The sequence below is a fragment of the Pseudomonas putida genome (assembly GCF_025905425.1).
GTDB lineage: Bacteria > Pseudomonadota > Gammaproteobacteria > Pseudomonadales > Pseudomonadaceae > Aquipseudomonas > Aquipseudomonas putida_AF.
This window is the reverse complement of the sequence record NZ_CP109603.1, coordinates 1,236,027-1,262,612: the sequence shown is the minus strand read 5'-3', so window position 1 is coordinate 1,262,612 and position 26,586 is coordinate 1,236,027. Positions and strand designations below refer to the sequence as shown.

Annotated in this window: 16 protein-coding genes and 5 pseudogenes; 12 read left to right on the top strand and 9 right to left on the bottom strand. The window is 55.6% G+C overall.

What is annotated here, in order from left to right; genetic code table 11:
* Positions 1 to 143: 143 nt before the first annotated feature.
* The 4 genes and pseudogenes from OGV19_RS05650 to OGV19_RS05635 form a co-directional block, all read right to left on the bottom strand.
* Positions 144 to 1,031 (bottom strand): annotated as a pseudogene (locus tag OGV19_RS05650) (IS5 family transposase); the annotation flags it as partial.
* A 212-nt stretch (positions 1,032 to 1,243) separates the two neighbouring features.
* A pseudogene (locus OGV19_RS05645) lies at positions 1,244 to 2,219 on the bottom strand (IS5 family transposase).
* Positions 2,220 to 2,400: 181 nt separating this feature from the next.
* On the bottom strand, positions 2,401 to 2,949 hold the full coding sequence (locus tag OGV19_RS05640; RefSeq protein ID WP_125859195.1) for a cysteine hydrolase family protein: 549 nt from the start codon (positions 2,947 to 2,949) through the stop codon (positions 2,401 to 2,403).
* A gap of 102 nt (positions 2,950 to 3,051) precedes the next feature.
* Entirely contained in the window at positions 3,052 to 3,942 is an 891-nt protein-coding gene (locus OGV19_RS05635) for an MBL fold metallo-hydrolase (protein WP_125859196.1), read from the bottom strand.
* Positions 3,943 to 4,063: 121 nt separating this feature from the next.
* Between OGV19_RS05635 and OGV19_RS05630 the strand changes: the two genes are divergently transcribed.
* The 5 genes and pseudogenes from OGV19_RS05630 to OGV19_RS05610 all read left to right on the top strand — a co-directional run.
* On the top strand, positions 4,064 to 5,035 hold the full coding sequence (locus tag OGV19_RS05630) for a GlxA family transcriptional regulator (RefSeq protein ID WP_125859197.1): 972 nt from the start codon (positions 4,064 to 4,066) through the stop codon (positions 5,033 to 5,035).
* Between the two features lie 202 nt (positions 5,036 to 5,237).
* Complete coding sequence (locus OGV19_RS05625) at positions 5,238 to 6,482, top strand: di-heme oxidoreductase family protein (protein ID WP_264312503.1); 1,245 nt, start codon at positions 5,238 to 5,240, stop codon at positions 6,480 to 6,482.
* 81 nt (positions 6,483 to 6,563) lie between these two features.
* Positions 6,564 to 6,923, top strand: a complete 360-nt coding sequence (gene tnpB, locus OGV19_RS05620; RefSeq protein ID WP_010954006.1) for an IS66 family insertion sequence element accessory protein TnpB — start codon at positions 6,564 to 6,566, stop codon at positions 6,921 to 6,923.
* Positions 6,924 to 6,941: 18 nt separating this feature from the next.
* A complete protein-coding gene (locus OGV19_RS05615; protein WP_264311494.1) occupies positions 6,942 to 8,474 on the top strand; it encodes an IS66-like element ISPpu13 family transposase in 1,533 nt (510 codons plus the stop codon).
* A 27-nt stretch (positions 8,475 to 8,501) separates the two neighbouring features.
* Positions 8,502 to 8,747, top strand: a pseudogene (locus tag OGV19_RS05610) (di-heme oxidoredictase family protein); the annotation flags it as partial.
* A 56-nt stretch (positions 8,748 to 8,803) separates the two neighbouring features.
* On the opposite strand, the gene OGV19_RS05605 reads toward OGV19_RS05610, so the two are convergent.
* A complete protein-coding gene (locus OGV19_RS05605) occupies positions 8,804 to 9,766 on the bottom strand; it encodes a GlxA family transcriptional regulator (RefSeq protein ID WP_264312502.1) in 963 nt (320 codons plus the stop codon).
* A 762-nt stretch (positions 9,767 to 10,528) separates the two neighbouring features.
* On the opposite strand from OGV19_RS05605, the gene OGV19_RS05600 reads away from it, so the two are divergent.
* From OGV19_RS05600 to cydX, 6 genes are all read left to right on the top strand, one after another.
* Entirely contained in the window at positions 10,529 to 11,221 is a 693-nt protein-coding gene (locus tag OGV19_RS05600; RefSeq protein ID WP_264312501.1) for a hypothetical protein, read from the top strand.
* Positions 11,222 to 12,527: 1,306 nt separating this feature from the next.
* Positions 12,528 to 14,192, top strand: a complete 1,665-nt coding sequence (gene cydD / locus OGV19_RS05595; RefSeq protein WP_125859200.1) for a thiol reductant ABC exporter subunit CydD — start codon at positions 12,528 to 12,530, stop codon at positions 14,190 to 14,192.
* A 71-nt stretch (positions 14,193 to 14,263) separates the two neighbouring features.
* Positions 14,264 to 15,898, top strand: a complete 1,635-nt coding sequence (locus OGV19_RS05590) for an amino acid ABC transporter ATP-binding/permease protein (protein WP_264312500.1) — start codon at positions 14,264 to 14,266, stop codon at positions 15,896 to 15,898.
* Between the two features lie 39 nt (positions 15,899 to 15,937).
* Positions 15,938 to 17,560, top strand: a complete 1,623-nt coding sequence (locus tag OGV19_RS05585) for a cytochrome ubiquinol oxidase subunit I (RefSeq protein WP_264312499.1) — start codon at positions 15,938 to 15,940, stop codon at positions 17,558 to 17,560.
* A complete protein-coding gene (gene cydB, locus OGV19_RS05580) occupies positions 17,547 to 18,701 on the top strand; it encodes a cytochrome d ubiquinol oxidase subunit II (protein WP_125859203.1) in 1,155 nt (384 codons plus the stop codon). The genes OGV19_RS05585 and cydB overlap by 14 nt, the downstream gene beginning before the upstream one ends.
* Positions 18,702 to 18,728: 27 nt before the next feature.
* The gene (cydX, locus tag OGV19_RS27720; RefSeq protein WP_125859204.1) at positions 18,729 to 18,884 is read left to right on the top strand and encodes a cytochrome bd-I oxidase subunit CydX; all 156 of its coding nucleotides are present in this window, start codon (positions 18,729 to 18,731) and stop codon (positions 18,882 to 18,884) included.
* A 229-nt stretch (positions 18,885 to 19,113) separates the two neighbouring features.
* Here the strand turns inward: cydX and OGV19_RS27715 are convergent.
* The 4 genes and pseudogenes from OGV19_RS27715 to mexE all read right to left on the bottom strand — a co-directional run.
* Positions 19,114 to 19,221: pseudogene (locus OGV19_RS27715) on the bottom strand (hypothetical protein); the annotation flags it as partial.
* Positions 19,220 to 19,593 (bottom strand): annotated as a pseudogene (locus OGV19_RS05570) (TolC family protein); the annotation flags it as partial. The pseudogenes OGV19_RS05570 and OGV19_RS27715, both read right to left, overlap by 2 nt.
* Positions 19,590 to 22,769, bottom strand: coding sequence for an efflux RND transporter permease subunit (locus OGV19_RS05565; protein ID WP_264312498.1), 3,180 nt, complete (start codon positions 22,767 to 22,769; stop codon positions 19,590 to 19,592). The pseudogene OGV19_RS05570 and the gene OGV19_RS05565, both read right to left, overlap by 4 nt.
* A gap of 15 nt (positions 22,770 to 22,784) precedes the next feature.
* Positions 22,785 to 24,041: a multidrug efflux RND transporter periplasmic adaptor subunit MexE gene (mexE, locus tag OGV19_RS05560; RefSeq protein WP_125859206.1), complete on the bottom strand. Its 1,257-nt coding sequence runs from the start codon at positions 24,039 to 24,041 to the stop codon at positions 22,785 to 22,787.
* A 1,713-nt stretch (positions 24,042 to 25,754) separates the two neighbouring features.
* Here mexE and OGV19_RS05555 point away from each other — a divergent pair.
* Entirely contained in the window at positions 25,755 to 26,492 is a 738-nt protein-coding gene (locus OGV19_RS05555) for a hypothetical protein (RefSeq protein WP_264312497.1), read from the top strand.
* The last annotated feature ends 94 nt before the right edge of the window (positions 26,493 to 26,586 follow it).

Genomic DNA, 26,586 nt, shown 5'->3' with positions numbered 1-26,586 from the left:
CGACGTGACGTTCTGAAGGCTGTTGTAGGGACAGCTGCCGTGGCCATGACAGCTTCAGTGGTGGCTGCCACTGAAGACCATGAACATCACCATGATCACGGTGCCTCTGGAGTTAAAGAGTTCGCCGGTATCATTGATAGCAGCAGCCCTCGAAAGCGCACTTTCACGTAACCAAATTGCCGTTTGATCACCCGAAACGGATGCTCAACCTTGGCCCGTGCCTGTGCTTTGCAATACTCAATTTTGCGCTTGGCTTTGTAAAGCAGGCTGCGTTTGTTCAGCTTGGTATACGTGCTGCGGCGCGCGGCGACTTGCCAGATTACCTCACGGCTTTCATGCTCTTCGCGTTTCTCGACACCGCTGTATCCGGCGTCTGCATACACCGCGTCTTCCTCGCCATGCAACAGCTCGGCGACCTGTATGACATCGGCCACATTGGCTGCGGTGCCATGGACGTGATGAACCAGGCCGGACTCAGCATCGACGCCGATATGAGCCTTCATCCCGAAAAATACTGATTGCCTTTCTTGGTCTGATGCATCTCGGGATCGCGCTTGCCTTCTTCGTTCTTGGTCGAACTTGGGGCATGAATAATGGTGGCATCAACGATGGTGCCCTGGCGCAACGACAGGCCTTTCTCCTGCAAGTAACCGTTGATGACCGCAAGGATCGCAGGTGCGAGTTGATGCTTCTCCAGCAAGTGCCGGAAGTTCATGATCGTGGTGTCTTCGGGGATCCGCGCGCTCAGCGTCAGGCGTGCGAACTGGCGCATAGGCGTGATTTCGTAGAGCGCTTCTTCCATGGCCGGATCGCTCAGGGAGAACCAGTTCTACAACAGATGGATGCGCAGCATGGTTTCCAGCGGGCAGGGTTTTCTACCGCCGCCGGCCTTGGGATAAAACGCCGGGCTCGATCAGCCCCAGCAGCCCAGTCCAAGGCACGACCTGATCCATCTCGGCGAGGAAGCGTTCGCGGCGTGTCTGCTTGCGCTCGCCGGCATATTCGAAGTCGGAAAAGTTCATCTGGCTCATGGGTGGCTCGGATCAGGTGGTCAGGCGTATTTCAGCACATTTGGGGACTTGATCGGAGAATCCCTAAGGAAGGTCTGAAATACCCACCGATTTTTTGATGGGCTTACTACTTGAGGCTCAAAAAATCATAAATCGGTCGAAAATCAGACCTCTTTGTCCTTAATTCACAGGGCTTTCCTCTGGTCGCGCTGTTTCAGGGCTATTGGCCCGCATTACAGGCGCACCTCGCCCATACCCATCAACCGTTTTCGCACCATCCACAAGTTTGACAACGCGAACAACGTTGTCTGCTGCGCGATGTTTTTGCCAGACCACGAAAGCGCACTTTCGTATAATCAAACTGCTGCTTGATCACGCGAAACGGGTGCTCAACCTTGGCTCGCACCTGCGCTTTCGCATATTCGATCTTGCGGCGCATGTGCCCAATCAAACTCTTTTTTCCGTGTTTTTTACAGCTGCTTGGGCGAGCCGCAATCGACCAGATCATCTTGCGGTCCTGATGCTCGGGACGTTTGTCCACGCCGGTGTAACCGGCATCGCCACACACATAAGTCTCCTCGCCGTGCAGTAATTGATCGACCTGCGTCACGTCGGCCACATTCGCCGCCGTGCCCACCAAGCTATGCACCAAGCCCGATTCGGCGTCGACGCCGATGTGCGCTTTCATCCCGAAGAAATATTGGTTTTCTTTCTTCGTCTGATGCATCTCAGGGTCGCGTTTACCGTCCTTGTTCTTTGTAGAACTCGGCGCGTGAATGATCGTCTCATCGACCACCGTGCCCTGGCGCAACATCAGTCCACGGTCGCCCAGATAACCGTTGATCACACCGAGAATTCCGTTCGCCAGTTCATGTTTTTCCAGCAAGCGACGAAAGTTGAGGATCGTGGTTTCATCGGGAATCCGATCCAGGAGCAAGCCCGAAAACTGGCGCAGAATCGATGTTTCATAGAGCGCCTCTTCCATCGCCGGATCGCTGTAGCCGAACCAGTTTTGCATCAGATGAACGCGCAACATCGCCATCAACGGATAGGTCGGACGGCCACCCTCACCCTAGGGATATGCGGCTCGATCAAGGCAATCAAGCCCTTCCAGGGCACCACTTAATCCATTTCGATCAGGAAACGCTCGCGGCGGGTCTGCTTACGTTTGCCTGCGTACTCGGCATCGGCGAAGGACATCTGTTTCATCGGGGCTCAACCGTTCGATTCGTGTGAGACGGGTATTTCACCAGAGATGAAAGTCTTTTCAGAGTTTCCCTAATGGCGCAATTTATTTTGAAATCAAGGCCAAAAGCGACGTCAGCAAAGTCGTCGTTTGTAACAAGGCACGTTACCTTAATCAAAACCACAGGTGCCCGCTCACAACTTTCTACTTGGTCGGAAGATAATCATCAACTGACTTTACAGCAGCATAGCCAAATTCAAACGCCGCCATTATTGCAGCGTGCACGTGAGCCGCAGGTACATTCACCCCTCCGAACGAAACGTCGAGCGTAGCGCATGCATCATGCAACACGGTTACAGGGTAACCCATATCAACCGCAGCACGCACAACTGCATCAATGCACATGTGGCTCATTGCACCTACAATCACAAGACGCTGGATGCCCCTCGCATCCAGTTGTTTTTTTAGTTCAGTTTCCCTGAACGCGTTTATATGATTTTTAACGATTACCGCTTCTTCACCAGTCGGCGAAACCGCAGGCTGCGTCTCCACGCCATGGGAGCCTTTAATAAAAAACCCAGCAGCATTATCGTCAGACTCATGCCGAATATGAAACACAGGAAGACCTGTACTTCGGGCGTGATCAATTACCCGTCTGGCACTCGCTACAGCGGCTTCGATGCCGGACAAAGGCAGCTTGCCAGCTGGCAAGTATTCATTCTGAAGATCAACTACAACAATACCCGTCTTCATTTATTATTTCCAAAGTAGATTTGAAGTAAAAGCAAAGATCCTTGTACCAGCACAGTGGACCATAACTGCCATTGCAAAAACCAACACCACCACTAAATTCTATTAAAAGCTCAGCGACTCCCCGTCTGCTGGGATCTCTACGCGGGAAGCGATCCCTTCCTTCCTGACATAGGCACGCAATGCTTCTCGGGTTAAAGACATATGATTCACGGCGTCCATATGCACTGCAATAATACGGGAATTTTTCGCAGCTCGAGTCGCATGCAGTACATCTTCCTCGCCCATGATTATCGCCCCCTCATACCCAGTCATTAGTGCCTTGCCGGCGTTGAGCACAATAATGTCAGGGTTATATTTCTCGATGGCGTGATCTACCTCTTTACGCCAAATAGTGTCACCGGCAACGTAAAGGGTTTTATAGCCGGGCGCCTGGAAAACTACACCCATCGCTTGGCCCAACGCCTTTGCGAGCGCTGGCGTAGCATACATTTCGTCGGTGCCGTGCTGGCCACCTGTCTTGCTGATTTTGACCCCGCCAAATTCAACTTCACCCTCAAGCACACGCACATTCTTGAAACCTTGCGAACGAATGAGTTGCGCATCTTCTTCGTGCTGTGTGAACAACGGGATATCTTTAGGCAAGGTTTTTTGAGCAGCATCGTCCCAGTGATCAAGGTGAGTATGAGTGACGATGACCGCATCAACGCCAGAAACAACCTTGTCAGCAGGCTCAGGCAGATCAACCAGCGGATTGCGAAGGTTGCTGCGATAGGTCTGCTCAAACCCTGGGTAAGATCCCTTTTTGGCCAACATGGGATCGATCAGGAACGTAGTGCCCGCGTAGGTGATTTTTACCGTCGCGTTACGAATCTGCTGCATTTCTACCGAATGAGATGCGCCAGAGTCTGGGGTAGCGGCTGCCTGAGCAAATGCAGGGGTATTGATCACACCACAAGCAAGACAAAGGGCCAAGGTGAGCGATTTCAATCTCATAAGACAATCCTCTGGGTTCTGGGGTGAACCTATTGTTGCCGGATACTCGAAGAGGCAACAGTGGCCTAAATGACATAATTCGATATAATCGGGCCAACATCCCACAAACAAAGGCTTGCCCATGCCCTCCCTACGCGTTGCTGTCCTGGCGTTCAATGGCGTAAGCCTGTTTCACCTGTCTGTGCCAGGGATGGTGCTAGGCACAGTCGAAACTTCCCCCGACGAGCCTCATTATGAGGTCGGCTACTGTGCCGAAGTACCCGGGATGGTGACCAGTGACCAAGAGCTTGGTATCGCAATAACCCATGGGCTTGAACTCATGCACGCCTCTGACGTAATCGTTATCCCAGCGTGGAGCGATCCTGCCATTGCTGCATCCCCACAGCTTGTGAAAGCGCTCCAACTCGCCAACACCGAAGGCAAACTTATTGTAGGTTTGTGTTTAGGTGCGTTCGTGCTCGGCGATGCCGGCCTGCTTGATGATAAAGAGGCGACGACTCATTGGATCGCCCGTGACGCCTTTGCACAACGCTTTCCAAAGGCTCGCTTCAGGCCCGAAGTGCTGTATGTGAGTGCTGACAACATCATGACCTCTGCAGGCACCATAGCGGCCATAGACTGTTGCCTGCATCTGATACGTCAGCGGCACGGTGCTGATGCTGCGAACCGCACAGCTAAATTACTGGTGACCCCCCCTCACAGACAGGGTGGACAGGCACAGTTTGTGGAGCGGCCTGTGCCGAAGTTGGCGTGCGCGACCCATTTGTCGGATGTACTGACCTGGGCGAGAGGCAATCTTTCCAGCAATTTGTCGCTTGATTCACTCGCAGAGGCCGCCAGGATGAGCAGGCGGACGTTTACCCGCCGTTTCAAGCAAGCAACCGGGAGTACCGTGTCCGCCTGGTTGAATGCTGAGCGAGTGGTAATGGCACAGCAGTTGCTGGAAACGACTGACTTACCGATCGAATGCATCGCGAGCGAAGCAGGTTTTGGAACGGCCCTCTCTTTGAGACAACAATTCAGCGTTCATCTGGGCACATCGCCTTCTGAGTATCGGCGGATGTTTTTTCGTGAGAGGAATCCAAAAGCATGAAGAAAGTGCCATAACAGCCGGCGATCACATGCTCCAGCCGCTGCGACACCCCGTCGCATGCATCTGCCCGGCACCGAATACGCTCGCTGAAATAATACGCCCACCGACGACCTGCGTCACGCCGTCGCGCCTGCGGTTTGCTACGTACTGCCAATAGACTCTCTGAGACCCGCAAAGCCGCTGGGCATCCGAGAGGAAAGCTGTGAAAGCAATCTGCTTGCATCTGTTGAATACCGCCACACCGCACTGGCTACGAGCCCCCATATCTCCCCTCCTCGCTCTCACGCTATTCGGCTTGCTCGCCGGTTGTGGTGACCCTGATGCCAAGCCAGAACCGGGCGAGCAAATGCAAGGCGGCAGCACCACTGTGCAACGATTCGACAAAGATGCCTTTTCCATGCCCTCAGCAAACCTGACGCCGCTAAGGCGCATGGATTTTTTCGTTGGCAATGCATTCTTCCGGGACAACTGGCACGTTGCCCGAGAGGGTGCACATCAGAATGCCCGTGTCGGACTGGGCCCGCTATTCAACACCGACGCCTGCCAAAGCTGCCATATCAAGGATGGCCGAGGCTTTCCTCCCGTCGAAGGCAGCAACCAACCCGCACGGTCGTCGCTGGTGCGCCTGTCGATTCCGGCAACCGGGCAGATCGAACAAATCGAGCGCCTCGGCGCCATCCCCGAGCCCACCTACGGGCTGCAACTGCAGGACAGGGCAATCGATGGCCATGCCCCGGAAGGCCGCATCCACCTGCGTTATCAGCCACATTCAATCACCCTGGCGGACGGTGAACGGATCACCTTGCGCAAGCCGCTGATCGATATTCGCGAACTTGGTTACGGTCCACTGCACCCGCAGACACAGATGTCGCTGCGAGTAGCGTCGCCAATGATCGGCCTAGGCTTGCTGGAAGCTATCCGCGAGATCGACATTGAACATAATGCCGTGCGGCAGGCGCAAACGGGTGGCCCTGTGCGGGGGCAGTTGAACCAGGTCTGGGACGACTTGCATCAGCGCACCACGATCGGTCGATTTGGCTGGAAAGCGGGCCAACCCAACCTGGACCAACAGAACGCACACGCTTTCGCAGGCGACATGGGCCTGACAACCCACCTGCTACCATCAGACGACTGCACCGAACATCAGATAGCCTGTCGCAAAGCGTTACAGGGCGGTACTCCGGAAGTCACCGACAAGATTCGCGCGCAAGTGCTGTTCTACACGCGTACCCTGGGCGTACCCGCCAGGCGCGGCGTGGATGAGCCCCAGATACTCGCAGGCAAGGGAATATTCCATTCCGTAGGTTGCGCTGCGTGCCACCGTCCGTCATACGTTACCGGTGAACACCCGGCACCTGAACTGTCCGAGCAACGTATCTTCCCCTATACCGATCTACTGCTCCACGACCTGGGCGAAGGGCTGGCCGACCACCGCAGTGAATTGTAAGCGCTCCATGAACCCCACATTCAAAGCGCTTACCTGATCCTCGATGCTGTGCTCCCGATTTCTTTCTGGAGCTCGCCGACCATGATGCGACCCGACGCCAAAGTCGAAAAAGTGTACCTCTACCCCAAGCCCGTCGACTTTCGAAAATCCATCGATGGACTGGCCGCACTGGTCGAACTCGATATCAAAGTGGCGGTGTTCGACCCAGTGCTTTTCGTCTTCCTCAACAAGCCGCGCAACCGCGTGAAGATCCTGTATTGGGAACGCAACGGCTTCTGCCTCTGGCTCAAACGCCTGGAGTCCGAACGTTTCAAAACTTCACCTGATCCGACTGACGTCGCCATTGTCCTGACCGTTCAGGAACTGAACTGGCTGCTCGATGGCTTCGACCTCTGGCGCAACCGTCCGCATCAGGTTTTGACGCCTCGATACGTCGCCTGATTCGGTATAATCCGCGGCATGATTTCCATGCCCGAAAACCTCCCTGACGATCCTGTTCTGCTCAAGCAACTGCTTGAGCAGATGATCCACGAGCGCGCGTCCGACAAGGGCAAGATCGTTCATCTCGAAGAGGAAGTTGCGCTGTTGCGCCAGCGCTTGTTCGGGCGCAAGACCGAGCAGACTGGCGATACGGCGACACCACAGTTGCCACTCTTCGACGAAGCGGAAAGCCTGGCCGAGCCCTTGGATGAGGCTGACGACGAAGAAGTCGTTGCGCCAACCAAACGCCGTGGCAAGCGCAAGCCGCTGCCAGCTGATTTGCCGCGTATCGAAGTTGTCCACGAACTGCCCGAGCATGAACTGACCTGCGCTTGTGGCTGCCGTAAACATGCCATCGGTGAAGAAGTCAGCGAACAGCTTGAAATCGTCCCGATGCAGATTCGCGTCATCAAACATGTTCGCAAGGTGTACGGCTGCCGGGACTGCGAGTCAGCGCCCGTAACGGCGGACAAGCCCGCCCAGATGATCGAGAAAAGCATGGCCAGCCCGAGTGTGCTGGCCATGCTGCTGACCATTAAATACGTAGACGGCTTGCCGCTTCACCGCTTCGAAAAAGTGCTGGGGCGTCACGGTATCGATATCCCGCGCCAAACCCTGGCACGCTGGGTGATTCAATGCAGCGAGCACTTTCAGCCGCTGCTGAATCTGATGCGCGAAAGCCTGTTGAACAGTCGGATCATCCACTGTGATGAAACACGTGTGCAGGTGTTGAAAGAGCCTGGTCGTGAGCCCAGCAGCCAATCCTGGATGTGGGTGCAAACCGGCGGCCCACCTGATCGCCCGGTGATCCTTTTCGACTACACCACCAGCCGAGCGCAGGAGGTGCCGGTGCGCCTGCTGGACGGCTATCGCGGCTATGTCATGACCGACGACTACGCCGGTTACAACGCGCTGGCCGCACAGGACGGGCTGGAGCGATTGGGCTGCTGGGCGCACGCGCGCCGCAAGTTCGTCGAAGCGCAGAAAGTACAGCCCAAGGGCAAAACAGGACGCGCTGACATCGCATTGAACTTGATCAATAAGCTCTATGGCGTCGAGCGCGACTTGAAGGACAGTGACGACGAAGATCGTAAGGTTGCCCGCATGGAGCGCAGCCTGCCATTGCTGACTCAGCTGAAAAACTGGGTAGAGAAAACGCAACCTCAGGTCACGACGCAGAATGCCTTGGGCAAGGCCATCGGTTACTTGGCCAGCAACTGGAGCAAATTGGAACGCTACGTCGAGCACGGCTACTTGCCGATGGACAACAACGCGGCCGAGCGTGCGATCCGCCCGTTTGTCATCGGGAGAAAGAACTGGTTGTTCAGTGACACGCCCAAAGGTGCCACTGCCAGCGCACAACTTTACAGCTTGGTAGAAACGGCCAAAGCCAACGGCCAAGAACCCTATGCGTGGCTGCGCCACGCACTGGAACGCCTGCCGCAGGCGTGCTCAGTCGAAGACTACGAAGCGCTACTGCCATGGAATTGCACACCTCACATACACAGCTAGGTGCGCTGCCCATCTTTGGTTAGGTGGGGTTTATGGAGCGCTTACAGTGAATTCCGGGCCGATGGTCGCCAATGGCGTACCACACCGCTGTGGGGCTTGCGCCTGACCGCAACCGTGAGCGGTCACACACAACTGCTGCATGATGGACGTGCACGCAGCGTGCTCGAGGTCATTCTGTGGCATGGCGGCGAAGCCAGCCAGGCGCGCGATGCCGTTATCACCATGGGCCAGAAGCACCGTGAAGCCCTACTGAAGTTTCTTGAGTCGCTGTAATCAGCGTAACGCCATTGAATGCAGTATGTCAGATCAACACTATCTTAAATTCAATTTTATTGATACGAATTAAAGCGAGCACGATACTCCGCCGGGGTGACGCCGACATGCTTGACAAACCGTCGAATGAGCGTTGACTCGTTGCCAAACCCGCAGCTTTTGGCTATCGATTTTAACGGGCTATTTGAAGTAACGAGCAAATCGCGAACCGCGTCCAACCGCAGCAACTCGACCATCTTGCTGGGTGTGCACCCTGTGCTTTCAGTATAACGTCGGGCAAAGGTTCTCTCACCCATGTTCATGAAGTTTGCCAGTACAGACACCGAAAGATCGCCACTTATATTATTATTTAACCATGCATGAAGATCTGAGAAATGACTGCTCTTGGATTGCAGTGCCAAGGAGGAACTAAACTGCTCCTGCCCCCCTGGGCGCTTCAAGAAGACCACCAAGTGACGCGCCACTTCGAGTGCCGCCGCGTGCCCCAAATCTTTTTCGACGATGGCAAGCGCCATGTCAATCCCTGAGGTCACACCTGCCGACGTCCATATATCACCATCATTGATAAATATAGGTCCTCGTTTAACCAGCACGGAGGGAAAAGCACTTTCCAATTCATCATAGGCTGACCAATGTGTCGTGACGTTACGGCCCTCCAGCTTACCGGCCGCCGCAAGCGCAAAAATGCCCGTACACACCGAGACTAAACGCTGGGCAGTGTTAGCATGCTCAACAAAGTGGGAGAAAAATCTTGAATCTTTGCAAAATTCCAGTATCCCTGGGCCGCCCGGCACAATCAGAGTATGCGCAGGTGGTGTTTGAGCATCTAAAATTTCAGCATTCATTGAAAATCCAGAAAACACCTCCGGAGTATCCTGTAGAGCAATTATCGACGCCGAGTAGGGCGGATGTGTAGAACGTGCCAAATAATTGGCTGCAACGAAAACCTCCAACGGCCCTGCTAGGTCAAGAAGACTAATTCCAGAATAAACAACAAATTGTATCGACTTAATCTGCATTCATAGACACTCCAAAAAACGCCCATTGGCACGCTAGCAATCTTGATCACTTTGACTGAAATCGTCAATGTTTTGTCATTCACAGCAGCAAGGATTAATTTACCCTTTCTCAACAAGTCACGTTGACCGACCAATCACCAGGCATGCCGCCCCCTGACGAAGGTGCTGAACAGGCCTTACCCAGATGCTGACTCGGGCTGCTAGACCGTTTCGCAACGCGCGAAAATCTAACGACTTCCCTACAGCCAAGACTCGAGGTTGGCTTCATGTCGAACAGTATAAAAAACACCCTAGCGTTCAACGCAACTTCAGGTGGCTTCACCCTGCCAACGTCTGCACACAATATCATTGAGTTCGATGCACAAATGGATGAGAGCTTGCCCCTCGAAATCCTGCTTCTCTTAAAGAACATACAACAGGTATCGCCCAACTGTGCTGGGTGTACACTCAAAAAAACTCAACAGCCTTGGAATTGGATCATTGCATTCACTTGGCGTGACGCGACCTCCATGCAGCGTCATTTTTCCTCCCGTGCGCTGCAAATCCTTCTGAAGCTATTAGTTCCTAGGTGTTCCAGGCTGCCTTTCGGAGATACGTCAACCACCGTAGCGTAATGGCCCCACTCAGCATAGACCACCACGCCATGTGGCTGACCGCCCTACTCACACCTATACCTTCAACCAATAAAAATTACCGCTCCGTATACAGGCAAACATTTCATTCAATGCAGATATCAACCGCCCACCCAAGATGAGGCCAATAATGCTCCGCACACACACCCGCTTAAACTTTAACTCAAAAAACATATCTTTCCTACTCAAGCCAATGTTAACTGCCGCGCTACTTTTAATAGTTGCAGGCTGCGCAAGAACACAATCTTATGAAGACACTTACAACACAGCTTCGGCCCCTAGTGAATTGCCGTCCGGTCCTATTGCCCTCGTCATGTCTGACTCTGCAACCGAAACGATCAGAGAATTGACCACCTACCATGATCATTTCAAAAAAGGCTGGGCGGCACACCTGTACACACACGCCATACGCCAAGCATACGTCGAAACGTCAGACCCCGACTTGAGCTTGGCCGGCGTTACGTTAATCCTCAAAAAGCGCTTTGGTGAAGTATATAATTTTCAAACCTTTGAAGATGCCTCACGCAGCGGGTTGCCTCTCGTTGTAAAATTGGACATGAAAATTCGGCTTATCAACAATCGTTCGTCGGAACCGGCATCCCGACTCTCACTGGGCTTTTACACGCCAGATCAACGTCATCTGGGAACCGTTAAATCCAGCACCTGGCGCGTACTTACACCGTTATGGGCGCACAACAAACGTGAGCTTGAGATCGTAGCGGACATACGACAACAGGAAGTAATCCAACGGCAATCGCTTGAGTTACTTGAGCAACGCCTGATGCACATACCTATGGAAGGCGTTAGGGATAATCTGAAATAGCTGGGTATATTGGTCTATAGAACGGTCAGCACTTCTAACCGACGCACGTGAAAACCAGATCAATCCGCTTCGATTTATCAGGCCATCGATCACTGCAAAACGCGTCGCTGACCACGTCCCGAAAGCGGATTTCTTCATAGCCAAACTGGCGCTTGATCCCCCGGATCGATTCATTGATCTTGGTGCGAATTTGCGCTTTTACGCTCTCGATCTTGCGTATCGTTCTTACAAAGCGTTGCGTTTTCCTCACCGTGCAGCAGTCTGCCGACCGGACAAATTGCCGCAGCCCTCACACAGGTATATCCAGCCAACGGCGCAGACCAACAAGGCCGGACTGCATGATTGGTGACCAGGCGAAATCCCGATTTTCAGGTACTTGAAGAGGGATCGTTGCTGAGTTCTCCGGTGCGCCACCCTTCCACTGTAAAAGCATGAAGGGGCAACTGGAACAGACCAATACGATCCCTTGTACCCGGCTTGCATCGGTGGCGGCCCAGTGCGTGGCGGCCCAGGCGAGCATTGCTCGCAACTGGTTCTCGGTCACTGTCTCGGCGTAAAGGGACTGCAGCAACTATCGGCACAGACTGATCGGAAATGTCCAGTCGTGGCGTGGACCGACTGTTGAACCCAGGCAACCAACTGCGGGATCAATTCCTTGCCAGCAACCACGTCAAGTTCAAGAAGCGTCGGACAGCAGCGCAATAACAACTTCCGATAGTGCTCCCATTGAGCACGGCTGTAGTTCAGGTCATATGTCGGCGCCAGATAAAAGCACTGACCAACCTTGCGCCGTGCCAGACCCGCGTATTTTTCTTGCATAGTGAACTCACTCCACCTCGGCAATCATCAACTTTCACGTGCGCCGTGAACTGCAACGCAATTTTCACAAAAAATGCCATTGACCCACATCAATAAAAATCATCTTTTAGCTTATAAACTAGCAAAAACAACCATTATACGTAACCGCGACGATCAGCCACACCATTCTATTGTCAAGCTGAACAATAGGGAACGCGAGTGGCTACGCGCACTGGAACGGCAACGTAGCGTCTATAGAGTCACTACGTGCGTCATTGCGTCGCACTTGAGCTGCAATAACGAAAAAAAATAGAATAGCTGTTAATAAAACACCCCATAGAAAGCAGCCAGAAAAAGTGCTTCCGATTATTGGTTTTTCGATAACCGAAGATACATCGAACGTTCTAGATAAACGCCAGCCGTGCCTTGCTATGAGATATGAAATGAATTGTCAGTGCTCGTTTTATCCGGTCATCTATCGGGACCTTCGTGTTTACTCGCCGAATCTATGTGTAGCAGCAAGAGCGAGAAAGCCATGTTAGGTCACCAAGCACCGCGCTTCGGAGCCATTCTGCAAACCTTCGCGGCATTGTTCTGGCTTGCTCAGGCAGCAGCTATCGCCTGGGCGGTTCAAAGCCTGCTGGAAAATCGTGGTATGGCCGCAGTCTGGCCGGCTGCGTTAACTGTGCTGTTGGTCGGCGTGATACGTAGCCTGGTCGAAGCCTGGGGCGGGCGAGTTCTCTACCGCAGCGCGCGGGCCCACATTTCCTCACTGCGCCACGATGCACTCATCAGTCTGGCAACCCGCTCACCACAGGATACCCAGCGCGCCAGCTCTGGCGAGGCAGCCAGCGTGCTGGCCGAGCAGGCAGAAGCACTGCTGCCGTATCTGCTGCGCTACCTGCCCGTGCAGCAACGCGTGATGATCCTGCCACTGCTGATTGCCGCTGTTACCACCTGGTTCTCATGGATGGCCGCACTGGTGCTGTTGTTCGCAGCCCCGCTGATTCCGATGTTCATGGCACTGGTCGGCTGGCAAGCCAAGGCTGCAGCCGAGAAGCAGTGGGTGGAGGCAGGGGCCATGAACGGGTTTCTCCTTGACCGCCTGCGCGGCCTCACAACTCTGCGCGCCCTGGACGCCGTCGAACATACCGCCGAGCGCCTGCAAAACTCGACCCAATCGTTGCGCAAACGCACCATGCGCGTGCTGCGTATCGCCTTTCTATCATCAGCCGTACTGGAGCTGTTTTCAGCGCTCGGGGTGGCACTGGTTGCGGTTTATGTGGGTTTCCACCTGCTTGGCTATTTGAACTTCGGGGCATGGGGCGCTCGCTTGAGCCTTGGCGAAGGGCTTTTCATTCTGCTCCTGGCACCGACCTTCTTCGAGCCGCTGCGCGAGCTATCTGCGGTCTGGCATGACCGCGCTGCGGGCACCTCGGCCATCGACGCGATGGTCCGCCTCACTGAGCGCGGCGTCTCATTGCCTGAGCGCAGAACAGCGCCGCCAGGCAGCGCCCTGCTGAGCCTCAGTGAGCTGGCCGTACAACACGCAGGCAACCAGCAGCCGGTCTTCAGGGGCCTGTCGCTCATCCTGCAATCAGGTGAGCACCTGGCTGTTACTGGCACCAGCGGTTGCGGCAAATCCACCCTACTGGCAACCATCGCCGGTTTGCTGCCGGTCAGCGCTGGCAACCTGAGCACCACACTCAAGCCCGGAGAAATCGGCTGGATCGGCCAGCGGCAACATGTATTCGCCGGCACCGTGCAAGCCAATATCTCGCTGGGCCGGCCTACTGTGGACAACGCTGCAGTGCAACAGGCTCTAACGCTAGCTCGCCTGCACGCGGTAGACCAGGCACACCCCCGGCAGATGCTTGGTGAGGGCGGCGTAGGCCTGTCCGGAGGCGAAGCGTTGCGCTTGGCTCTGGCACGCATCGCTGCCGACCCCTCGATCCAGCTGATTCTGGCGGATGAACCCACCGCCCATCTCGACCGTCAGACGGCTCGCGAAATCACTCAGGCACTGCTCGAACTGGGGCGCGGTCGCACGCTGCTCGTTGCCACCCACGATCCGGCGCTGGCGGCAGCACTCGACAGGCAGATGAGCCTCGATGAGCTCTGTCTGCCGCACCAGAACCCTCGGCGAACTGAAGAGCAGCTGCAGCCATGTTAAGTCCTCGTCTGTCCTCCTCACTGCGCAGTCTGCAACCGCTAGTGAGATTGTTCTACACGAAACACCGTAGCTTGCTACTGAGCGGTGCAGTGCTGGCCTGCCTGACAGTACTGGCCGGCATGGCTCTGCTCGGGCTGTCTGGCTGGTTCATCAGCGCCACAGCGATCGCTGGCCTAAGTGCTGTCACTGCCTTTGCCTTCGATGTGTTCATGCCGTCGTCCGGTATTCGTCTGTTTACCTTGCTACGCACTTTCGCCCGCTTCGGCGAACGCCTGGTCAGTCATGACGCCACCCTAGCGGTACTGGCCGATCTGCGTGTACGCCTTTTCCGTGGCTGGGCGGCACCGCAAGCAGCGCGCAAGCTCGCCCTGCGCCCCTCCAGCTTGTTGTATCGCCTGACCGGCGATATCGACGCTCTCGATTCGCTTTACCTACGCCTACTGATTCCCCTCGGCGCGGCATCGGTAGCAACGCTCGCTGCCGTCATCACCCTCGCGATGATAAAGGTGGAGCTAGGCATCGCCGTTTTACTGGCCATGGCCCTGACCAGCCTACTGATTCTGCAGCGCACCTGTACAGCAGCGCTGCGCCCGGCACGCCTGCGCGCGCACGCCGTCGAGTCATTGCGCAGTGGCACTGCTGACTTGGTAGCCGGGCAGAGCGAATTGCTGCTGGCCAACCGCTTGGGTGCCCAGTGCCAACATATAGAGCGCATCGATGCACGACTGGCTACTTACGATGATCAACTGCACCGTATCGATACCCGCGCAGTGCTGGGGTTTGGACTGCTTAGTCATTTGCTACAGGCGACCACTCTACTGGTTTGCGGCTGGCTGGTAGTCAATCAGGTGATCGCTTTGCCGGTAGCTGTGCTCGCTATTCTCGTCACCCTCGGCATGAGCGAGCCACTGGCCGCCTTGCGACGCGGTGCATTGGAGCTGGGCCGCACCACGCTGGCGGCAAGCCGCCTTGGCCCGCAACTGAGTAACCGTGATGATTGGAGAAAACTGCCGTCAGTCACGGAAAAGGGCTCGAATGCGTTCATCCTGGACAACATTAGCGCCCGCTATGAAGGCAGCAGCAACGACTGCTTGCACGGAATCGACATGCAGTCGCAGCACGGTGAACGCATCGCCCTGATCGGGGCAAGCGGCGCCGGTAAGTCATCATTGTTAGCACTGCTGACTGGCGAGCTGTCGTCACGCTGCGGCAGTTTTCAGATTGCCACGCACGGCTGGCTGACTCAGCGCACCGAGCTGTTTCAGGACAGCTTGCGTGACAACCTACGCCTGGCCAACGCCACCGCAAGCGACGAACAACTCTGGCAAGCCCTCGAAATTGCGGGCCTGGCCAATAGCATCGCCGATTGGCCGCACGGTCTGGACACACTACTGGGTGAGGGCGGCATCGGCCTGTCTGGTGGCCAGGCCCGGCGCCTGGCCCTGGCACGCTTGTTATTGCGCAAAGCCTCGGTATGGCTACTGGACGAGCCGACCGACGGCCTTGATGCGCTGACCGCCAACGACGTGCTGAATCGCCTGGACGAATACGGCCGCGAACACACCTGGTTGCTGGCCACTCACCTGCGCCGCGAAGCCCGGCTGGCCGAGCGTCTCATACAGATTGAGCACGGTCGCATTACTGCCGATCACCAACGTGGTAGCCGGGATTATGACGAGCTGTTGCGCAGCTTGCGCGACGACTGACATGCCCTCGACGAATTCACTACACCAAAGGAAACAGCCATGGACTTAGACATAGTCAGCCTGTCGCGACTGCAATTCGCGCTCACTGCGCTCTATCATTTTCTATTCGTACCCTTGACGTTGGGGCTGTCCATTCTGCTGGCCATCATGGAGACCATCTATGTAATGAGCGGGCGGGTCATCTGGCGGCAGATGACCAAGTTCTGGGGCACCCTGTTCGGTATCAACTTCGTCATGGGTGTGGCCACCGGCATCGTCATGGAGTTCCAGTTCGGCATGAACTGGAGCTACTACAGCCACTACGTCGGCGATATCTTTGGTGCGCCGCTGGCCATAGAAGGGTTGATGGCATTCTTTCTGGAAGCAACCTTCGTCGGCCTGTTCTTCTTCGGCTGGGACAAGCTCACACAGGTAAAGCACTTGGCCGTTACCTGGCTAATGGCGCTGGGTACCAACTTCTCGGCGCTGTGGATCCTGATCGCCAACGGCTGGATGCAAAACCCGGTGGGTTCCGAGTTCAACCCACAGACCATGCGCATGGAGGTCAACGACTTCTTCGCCGTACTCATGAATCCTGTAGCTCAGGCCAAATTCGTACACACTGTGTCGGCCGGGTATGTCTGTGGTGCGATCTTCGTAATGGGCATCTCCGCGTGGTACCTGCTCAAGGGGCGGCATGTCGACCTGGCCAAACGCTCTATGGCGGTTGCCGCTTCCTTCGGACTGGCCGGCTCGCTGTCGGTAGTGGTGCTCGGTGACGAGAGCGGTTACCTGTCTGGAGAACACCAGCAGATGAAGCTGGCAGCCATCGAGGCCATGTGGGAAACCCAGCCGGCACCGGCCTCCTTTACCGCCTTCGGCTTCCCCGACCAAGAGGCGCGCGAGACCCACTATGCGCTGCACATCCCCATCGTCATGGGCTTGATCGGCACCCGCTCACTGACAACGGAGATGCCTGGTATCATCGACCTGGTAATCAGCGCCGAGGAACGCATTCGGCGCGGCATCCTGGCTTACGATGCACTGGAGCAGATCCGTGCCGAGGGTTCCACAATCAGCATCTCGCCAGTGCTCAAAGCGATGTTCGAGAGTACTGGAGTCGATCTGGGCTACGCCCTACTACTCAAGCGCTATGTCGATGACCCGCGTCTGGCGACCGACGAGCATATCAGAAAAGCCGCGTGGGACACCGTGCCACAGGTGGCCCCGTTGTTCTGGACGTTCCGCATAATGGTCGCCCTGGGCATGTTTTTCATCGTGCTCACCGCCGTATTCTTCTGGCTGTCCACACGCCATCGCGTGGATAAGCACCGCTGGCTGCTGAAGGTTGCGGTATACGCCATCCCGCTGCCATGGGTCGCCATCGAGTGTGGCTGGCTGGTTGCCGAATACGGTCGCCAACCGTGGGTCATCGAAGGCGTACTGCCAACCGCACTGGCGGTGTCCAGTCTCGGTGTAAAAACGCTGCTGCTGACCATCGCCGGCTTCGTGGCGATCTACACCGTGCTGCTGGTCATCGAGATGAAGCTAATGCTCAAGGCCATCAAGCACGGCCCAGAAGACGAGGCAGAGCAGCCTGAGGTCATGCAGCCAACGCTGGCTTCAGTCGCAACTCACCAACCTCTCCACTCGTCTGCGGAGTACTTCCATGATCCTGCATGAACTATTGAACTACGACACCCTGCGACTCATCTGGTGGGTATTGTTGGGCGTCCTGTTGATCGGCTTTGCAGTGATGGGCGGGTTCGATTTGGGCACCGGTACCCTGCTGCCATTCATAGCAAAAACCGATCTGGAGCGACGCGTGGTGATCAACGCCGTCGGCCCTACATGGGAAGGCAATCAGGTATGGCTGGTTCTCGGTGGAGGTGCCATTTTCGCCGCCTGGCCGCAGCTCTACGCCGTATCGTTTTCCGGCTTCTACCTGGCCATGTTCATCATTCTGGTGGCACTGATCATTCGACCGGTGGCGTTCAAGTACCGCAGCAAGCTCGAGTCGAAGGCTTGGCGCAACAGTTGGGACTGGGCGCTGTTCGTTGGAGGCTTCGTGCCCGCCCTGATCTGCGGTGTAGCGGTGGGTAACGTTATACAAGGCGTACCGTTTCGCCTGACACCCGAAATGTACATCTACTACGACGGCAGCTTCTTCGAGCTGCTCAATCCCTTCGCAGTGCTCTGCGGCCTGGTTTCGGTGAGCATGCTAGTCGCCCATGGTGCGGCCTGGCTGCGCATCAAGACCGACGGCGTGTTGGCTGACCGAGCGCGCACCATCGGCAGTATCGCCATGCTGACCACCATCGTTCTATATGCATTGGCCGGAGTAGCGCTTTGGCATTGGATCGAAGGCTACAGCATCACCTCAGTGATCAACACGACCGGCCCTTCCAACCCCCTGTTCAAGACCGCCGCTGTCAGCCAGCACGCTTGGTTCACCAACTACGACAGCAAGCCCTGGACATTACTGGCACCGGCTCTTGGTTTCGCCGGCACGCTGCTGGCCTGTCTGTTGCTGCGTGCCCGCCGCGACAATCTGGCGATGCTCGCCAGCAGCCTGGGTATCGCCGGCATCATCACCTCGGTGGGCATGTCGATGTTTCCCTTCATCCTGCCGTCTTCGGTCGATCCTCGCTTCAGCCTGACCGTATGGGACTCCTCATCCAGCCACATGACCCTGTTTATCATGCTGGTCAGCACGGCGATTTTCCTGCCGCTCATCGTGGCCTATACCACTTGGGTGTACCGCGTGTTATGGGGCAAGGTCGACGCCAAGGCTATTGAAGGTGGCAAGGGCCACGCTTACTGATCACTTGTTAAATACAGAGGTTTTCACATGTGGTACTTCGCTTGGTTACTCGGTCTGCCTCTGGCGGCAGCGTTCGCCGTACTGAATGGTATGTGGTTCGAAATGACCGAAGACAATACGGTACGTCGCGCCCTGAAGAGTGAAATACCTTCGGAAGGCAGCGCCAACAGCGACGCCAGTTAATGCAAGTCGGCCAGTCATCTGTGCACGCGTGTACAGGCGACTGGCATCCTTGACAATCATCCCAAATCATGGAGCCGAAAGCGGCTTGGGAATAGATAGGGCTGCCCCCCAGCCGCAACCTCATCAACACCTCCATGATTTCACCTGTCTCGCGCGATAGCGGACGATACATGAAGGGATCTCTCACTCTCTCGAAGCATCCGCACCTGAAGCTACCAACTATGGAATATCACATGGCAACGATGCCGCGGTACAGGTCGACTTCGGCCTGCGCCTGGGAGTCTTCAGCCGCCAGGCGTTCGCGCTGGGCGTCGAGCAGCACCAGGAAGTCCACAGTCACTTTTCACGCGCCGGGTGGTATGCCCAGGGATCTGGCCCTTGGCCTGGTCACTGCTGGTGATGGTTGGCATGGCGTCATTGCTGGCGTCATCGCGAATCGCCCGGGCCGCCCGCAGCCGGGCAAAGGCGACGCGCAGTTCGCGGTTGCCCTGCAACGACTGGGTCACCAGTTGGTTGAGGATCGGTTCCTCGAATTGCTGCCACCAGATGCCTTCAAAGTGTGCCCGGTCAAAATTCTTTTGCCCGGCGGCGCCATCGGTGGCGGCCGTGATATGGGCCGCTTCCCGGTTCTGGGTCTTGTAGTCCGGGCCCACGGCGCAGGCGCTCAGCGCCACGGCAACAGGCTCGGCAGGAAGACTCTCAAGCTCATTGCTGCGCCTCCAGTTTCGGGGCGCGGGCGGCTTTGCGAGCCTCACCGCGTTCCACATAGTTGCGGATCAGGACGTAGAACACCGGGGTCAGCAGCAGACCGAAAAAGGTCACCCCCAGCATCCCGGAGAACACCGCAACACCCATGGCGTGGCGCATTTCTGCACCAGCACCGCTGGAGAGCACCAAGGGCACCACTCCCATGATGAAGGCGAACGAGGTCATCAGGATCGGCCGCAGACGCAAGCGGCAGGCTTCCAGCACCGCAGCCTGAGGGTCTAAGCCTTCCTCTTGTTTGTCCTTGGCAAACTCGACGATCAGAATCGCGTTCTTACACGCCAGGCCCACCAGTACGATTAAGCCGATCTGGGTGAAGATGTTGTTGTCACCCCCCGACATGATCACCCCGGCAATGGCCGAGAGCAAAGTCATCGGCACGATCAGGATCACCGCCAGTGGCAAGCTCCAGCTTTCGTACTGGGCGGCGAGCACCAGGAACGCCAGCAATACGCAGAGCGGGAACACGAACAGCGCGGTATTGCCCGAGAGAATCTGCTGGTAGGTCAGGTCGGTCCACTCGTAGGTCATGCCGTTGGGCAGTTCCTCCTTGAGCAGCTTCTCGATGGCTTTTTCGGCCTGGCCGGAGCTGTAGCCTGGGGCCGCTGCACCGTTGATCTCTGCGGTGATAAAGCCATTGTAGTGCATCACGCGGTCCGGGCCTGAGGTGTCGTTGACCTTGATAAAGGTCGCCAGCGGGATCATTTCGCCTTTGTTGTTGCGCACTTTGAGCTGGCCGATCTGCTCCGGTTCAAGGCGGAACTGTTGCTCAGCCTGGACGTTGACCTGATAGGTGCGACCGAAGCGGTTGAAGTCGTTGGCATACAGCGAACCCAGGTAGATCTGCAGAGTGTCGAAGATGTCGCTGACGGCCACTCCGTGGGTCTTGGCTTTTTCGCGGTCGATAGCCGCATCGACCTGGGGCACGTTCACCGTGTAGCTGGTGAACAGCCCAGCCAGTTCGGGCACGCCGTGGCTTTTGTTGATGATGTTCATGGTTTCTTTGTACAGCTCGTCGTAGCCCAGGTTGCCCCGGTCTTCGATCTGCAGGCGGAACCCGCCAATGGTGCCCAGGCCCTGTACCGGCGGCGGCGGGAAGATCGCCATGTAGGCTTCCTGGATTTCGCCGAATTTGCCGTTCAGCGCACCGGCAATCGCACCCGCGGACATGCTTGGGTCTTTACGCTCGTCGAACGGCTTCAAGGTGACAAATATCACGCCGTTGTTCGTGCTGTTGCTGAAACCGTTGATCGACAGGCCCGGGAGCGCCGCGGTGCTTTCCACTCCCGGCTGTTTCAGGGCGATGTCGGACATGCGTTTGATCACGTCTTCGGTCCGGTCCAGGCTCGCGGCGTCCGGCAGTTGCGCGAAGGCGACCAGGTATTGTTTGTCCTGGGCGGGTACGAAGCCGGTTGGGGTATGGGCGAAGCCGAACCAGGTCAGGACCATCAGTCCTGCATACAGGAACAGTGCAATGCCACTGCCGCGAATCACTCGGCTTACGGTGCCAACATAACCGTGGCTGGCTTTCTCAAAGAAGCGATTGAACGGACGGAATAACCAGCCACCGAACAGTTTGTCGAGCGCTTTTGAGACGCGATCCTTCGGCGCGTTATGGCTACGCAGCAACACGGCGGCCAGAGCAGGGGACAAGGTCAGGGAGTTGAACGCCGAAATCACCGTGGAAATCGCAATGGTCAGGGCGAACTGTTTGTAAAACTGCCCGGTCAAGCCGCTTATAAAGGCCGCTGGGATGAACACCGCACACAACACCAGTGCCGTGGCAATGATCGGGCCAGTGACTTCGCTCATGGCTTTTTGAGTGGCTGGGAGGGGCTCTAGACCCAGCTCAATGTTGCGTTCAACGTTCTCCACTACCACGATGGCGTCGTCCACCACGATACCGATAGCGAGTACCAAACCGAACAATGACAGCGCGTTAAGCGAGAAACCGAACATGTGCATGACCGCAAACGTACCAATCAACGAAACTGGCACGGCCACCAGCGGAATGATTGAGGCTCGCCAGGTTTGCAGGAAAAGGATCACCACAAGGACGACTAGAATCAAGGCTTCGAACAGAGTGTGTACCACCGCCTCGATAGAGCCACGCACGAAGACGGTCGGGTCATAGGCGATGGCGAAATCCATACCTTGCGGGAAGCTTTTCTTCAGCTCAGCCATTTTTTCACGAACGTCGTGTGATATCTGGATCGCATTGGAGCCAGGACGCTGGAAGATTGGCAATCCTACCGCCGGATTGTTATTGAGCAAAGACCGCAGGGCGTATTGGTTGGATCCCAGTTCCACCCGCGCGATATCCTTCAGTCGTGTGATTTCGCCGTTATCGCCGGAACGAATGATGACCTTCTCAAACTCTTCTTCAGTGACCAGTCGGCCCTGGGTGTTCACCGACAACTGGAAGGCGGTCGCATTCGGGGCTGGTTGCGTGCCCAAGGCACCAGCGGCCACTTGACGGTTCTGCTCGCGAATTGCGGTCACCACATCGGTAGCGGTCAGGTCGCGCGACGCGATCTTGTTCGGATCCAGCCAGACGCGCAGGGAGTAGTCGCCCATGCCAAACAACTGCACATCACCCACACCGCTAAGGCGGGCCAGCTCATCCTTGATGTTGAGAATCGCGTAGTTGGACAGGTAGAGCATGTCGTAGCGTTTGTCCGGCGAGGTCAAGTGCACCACCATGGTCAGGTTCGGGGAGGCCTTGTCCACAGTGATACCGATGCGACTCACTTCCTCAGGCAGTTTCGGCTGGGTCCGTGTTACACGGTTTTGTACCTGCACCTGAGCGTTGTCCAGGTCGGTGCCCAAGGCAAAGGTGATGGTCAGGGTCAGCTTGCCGTCGGCGGTCGACTGCGATGACATATACAGCATGTTCTCAACGCCGGTGATGGCCTGCTCCAGCGGCGCCGCCACGGTTTCACCGATGACTTTGGGGTTGGCCCCTGGGAAGTTAGCGCGTACCACCACAGTTGGCGGAACCACTTCCGGGTATTCGCTGATCGGCAGTTGGAACAGCGAAATTGCGCCGGCGATCAAAATCAGCAGCGAAAGCACCGCGGCGAAAATCGGCCGTGAAATGAAGAATTGGGAAAAATTCATCGGAGTTGTAGTCTCTTAGCCGCTTGGAGTCGCAGTGCTGGTCAGTATCGCTGCTGTACCAGGCGCGCTTTTGCCGGGTTTGACCTGAGGCAGGTTGCTGGCTTCCAGTGCTTGTCGTTGTCGTGCCAGAGCGGCGAGGGTTTCCTTGCTGGCCATGGGGACGACTTCAGGGGTGACCGGCGAACCTGGACGCACCCGCTGCAAGCCCTTGACGATGATGGTGTCATCCTTGTTGAGGCCGCTGCGCACGATGCGCAAACCTTCGATCTTCGGCCCCAACTCGACGGAGCGGTACACGGAGTTGTTGTCGGCATCCATTACCAGTACGAACTTCTTGCCTAGGTCGGTGCCCACAGCTTCGTCGTTGATCAGCACGGCGGAGTAGGTGCCGCTGCCCACCAGCTTCAGGCGGGCATAGAGGCCTGGGGTGTAGGCGCCGTCGCTGTTGTCGAACACCGCACGGCCACGGATGGTGCCGGTTTTCGGGTTGACCTGATTGTCGACAAAGTTCATCTGGCCCAGGTGCGGGTTGCCGTCTTCATTGGATAGACCCAGGTACACTGGGGTGGTGGCACCGCGTTGGCCTTGGCGCGCGAGTTGGGTGTACTTGAGGAACACACGTTCGTCGGCATCGAAGTAGGCGTAGACCTTGTCGGTGGAGACCACGCTGGTCAGGGCCGTGGTATCGGCCGTGACCAGGTTGCCGGCGGTGATTTCCGCACGGCTGACGCGGCCACTGATAGGCGAGGTGACGCGGGTGAAGCTTAGGTTGAGTTTGGCCAGGTCCAGTTGCGCCTGGACTGCGCCAACGGCGGCGCGGGCTTCCTGGGACGCACTGGTGCGCGAATCAGCCAGTTCGGCGGAGATCGCGTTGCTGGTGCGCAGGCGCTCACCGCGCTGGGCTTCGTTTTCACTGCGAGTGGCGTTGGCTCGGCCTTGGGTGACCAGGGCTTCAAGGCGGCGCACTTCAGCCTGGAATGGACGCGGGTCGATCTGGAACAACAAATCGCCCTTTTTCACCAGGGCGCCTTCGGTGAAGGCCACTTGATCGATCTGGCCGGAAACCCGTGGGCGGATTTCAACGGTTTCCGGAGCTTCCAGGCGCCCGGTGAATTCGTCCCATTCATTGACCGGTTGCTCCAGCACCTTGGCCACACTGACTTTGGCAGCCGGCATGCTGGCGGCGGTTTCTGGGGCTTTACCGCAAGCGCTCATCACCAACACAGCCAGGGCCGCGAGTGGATAGCGCAAGAGTTTTAGTGAATGGCCCATGGTTCATAAACCCTGTAATTGTATCGATTGAAAATGATTACTCATGGACTCTTATCCCAGCAACAAACAATAAGCCATCCACTTGGAACTCCTGCCCTCTTCAACTAGCCCCCTCGCGGAGCTCTGGCATTTACATACCAGGACGCCAAGAAAATTCATAACTTCAGTACTATGAGCGCCATCAATTTCCGCTAGGACACCAATTTTTAGTCAGCTCCGAACTCGTCAAAGTCAAGAAAACAAGGACAACACTTCACTCTAGTTATTTCCCACAAACAAGAAACCAACGCGACAAGCAAAGCATAAACTTACGAAAACACTGTAACTGAACGCCTAAGCTAACAAGGGACAAAACATTGACGATTTCAGCCAAAATGATCAGAACCCTCACTCACTGCTGCCAAGAAACCACCAAACATGCCTGCCAAGCCCATACAGTTTATTACCTGCCCTGAAGTCAGCTGACTTGACTTAGCTGGCCACTTGACCCATTTATCGCCGCCAATTATTTAGCGCCTATTGATCAGAGGCCGCATTAGTTTTCCATCCTTGCGTTAACGACAACCAATGAGATACTTCTAAACCTCTCAGCTGACGCAGAAGCTCTGCAGCAAGAAACGTTGCCAGCACATACCTTGAGAGTACCCAGAAGACCCGATTGATATAATTCCTACAAGGATCCAAAACTCTTCAGACGTTGCAATCTATGCAGATAAAGCCACCTGTTAGCCTCAGCATGGACAGGCATATTTTTCCTTGCCACAACCGGAAGCTGGACAGAACGATAAGTTACTAATTATTGGTCTACCTACGATTAACTCGAAAGATTCCCTTTCGCGAAGATCAACCGCGGGCCAACATTTATTAATAATGGGAACGTATGGATATCCGCCGGCGCCACATAAGGAATTTATTTAGCGCTGGCATCATAAGAAGAGAATCTGGTCGACGAAAATTATCGTTCAACAGTTTGAAAGTCGATTGCAGATGTTAAGACCGAAAGCACTCCAGATCCTTTGCACGGTAGCGGGTGATACATCTGCTGGAAAGCTCAAACTGCGCAAGCTCCACTGCGTGAAATTCTCAGGCAGGCGTTGAAGCGCTTGATTGACCCCGTTTTGCACTGGTTCATCCGAAACCATGGGTGGGCGGCCCGAGGGCGGGGCATCTATCAGGTCGTCAGACGAGTACACCTTAAATCGGAGGCACCTTTTCGAAACCATCTGAACGGTCGTGCACAGGAGCTCTAAAATGCTTGCTCCACACTATCCATCGGCCCATGCAAGAACGATCCGTATACGCATTTGTTCATTACTAGGCACCTTTCGGATGACCAAGTGGGGAAGTCACTTCCGACGTTTTCTTGCATGATGATCAAATGCTTTGGAGGGTGTCCTGTTCTGGGCATGTGCTCTACCCCATTGATAAGATGGCAACGAAAGCACTAGGAGCATTTTGAGATTCCACACCAAGTGAAAAAACAGGGGCGATGGAAAAACTCCACTGGCTACTCACCCCATGTCCCACAAAGACGTCGAGCAAGAAACGCATTGATCGCCACTATCGCAGCGATCATGGCTTTCTATTTCCGCAATCCGAAGAACAATCTAACCTAAAAACTTTCAATCTATCATCACATTCCCCTCCATCAAGACTGACAGATAGTAATTCACTGGAAACCCACCCTTGGATGATCAATATGGAGGCTGCATCATGGTCTCGCACAAAAATTTCTATCGACCAATTGAGGTGGCAATACTTTGGTCTGGACTCGCTGACCACGAAAAAGAAATCGTAAAACAGACCCTTACGCGCCCTGATGACCTTCTTAAATTATTTCCTCACTGGCCATCTCTTCAAACCTACTCTGAACGAATATATGACGCCATCGCTTGCCACCAGCTACCTGCCACATATTTGAACCGCCCAATAACTTCAGATACGGAATTCGAAAAAGCCTATCTTTCCATTCGCCACTCGGACCTGAGAATATGGGTAGAGTGTTATTACCCAGACGACAAACCGATTTTCTTATTTGGCAACGAGACCGACCACTCCCACTGCATCAGCATCGGTGCACATTTAGCTTTAAAAGCAGAATTAGAAGCTTCAGACCGCGAATTACAAAAAACCCGGAAAAATCTAGAAAATCTGCATGCTAATTCTGCGCAACAAAGAGAAAACCCCGAGCCCCCCCAACCTCAAACGGGAACACCTGGATCATACCTAGAGCAGTCCAACTCGATACTTTATGTCATTATTGGCGCTCTGCTAGATGTTAGCATCGGCAAGTCAGATGATGGAAAGGTTCAATCTATTTATAGCACTCAAACGATTCTAGTTGAAACGGTAACCAACCGTTTTTCTAATGTTCAAGGCCTAAGCAAACGGACCCTTGATCGGAAATTTGCAGAAGCGCGCCGTCATTTGGCTCAGGCCATACGGGCCTAGAACCAAATTGCCAGGCAATAGCGCACATTGCCTGGCAATGACTTTCCGCCCGAGCAGACCTTCACTGACTGTCACATCCCAATGCGCACCACAT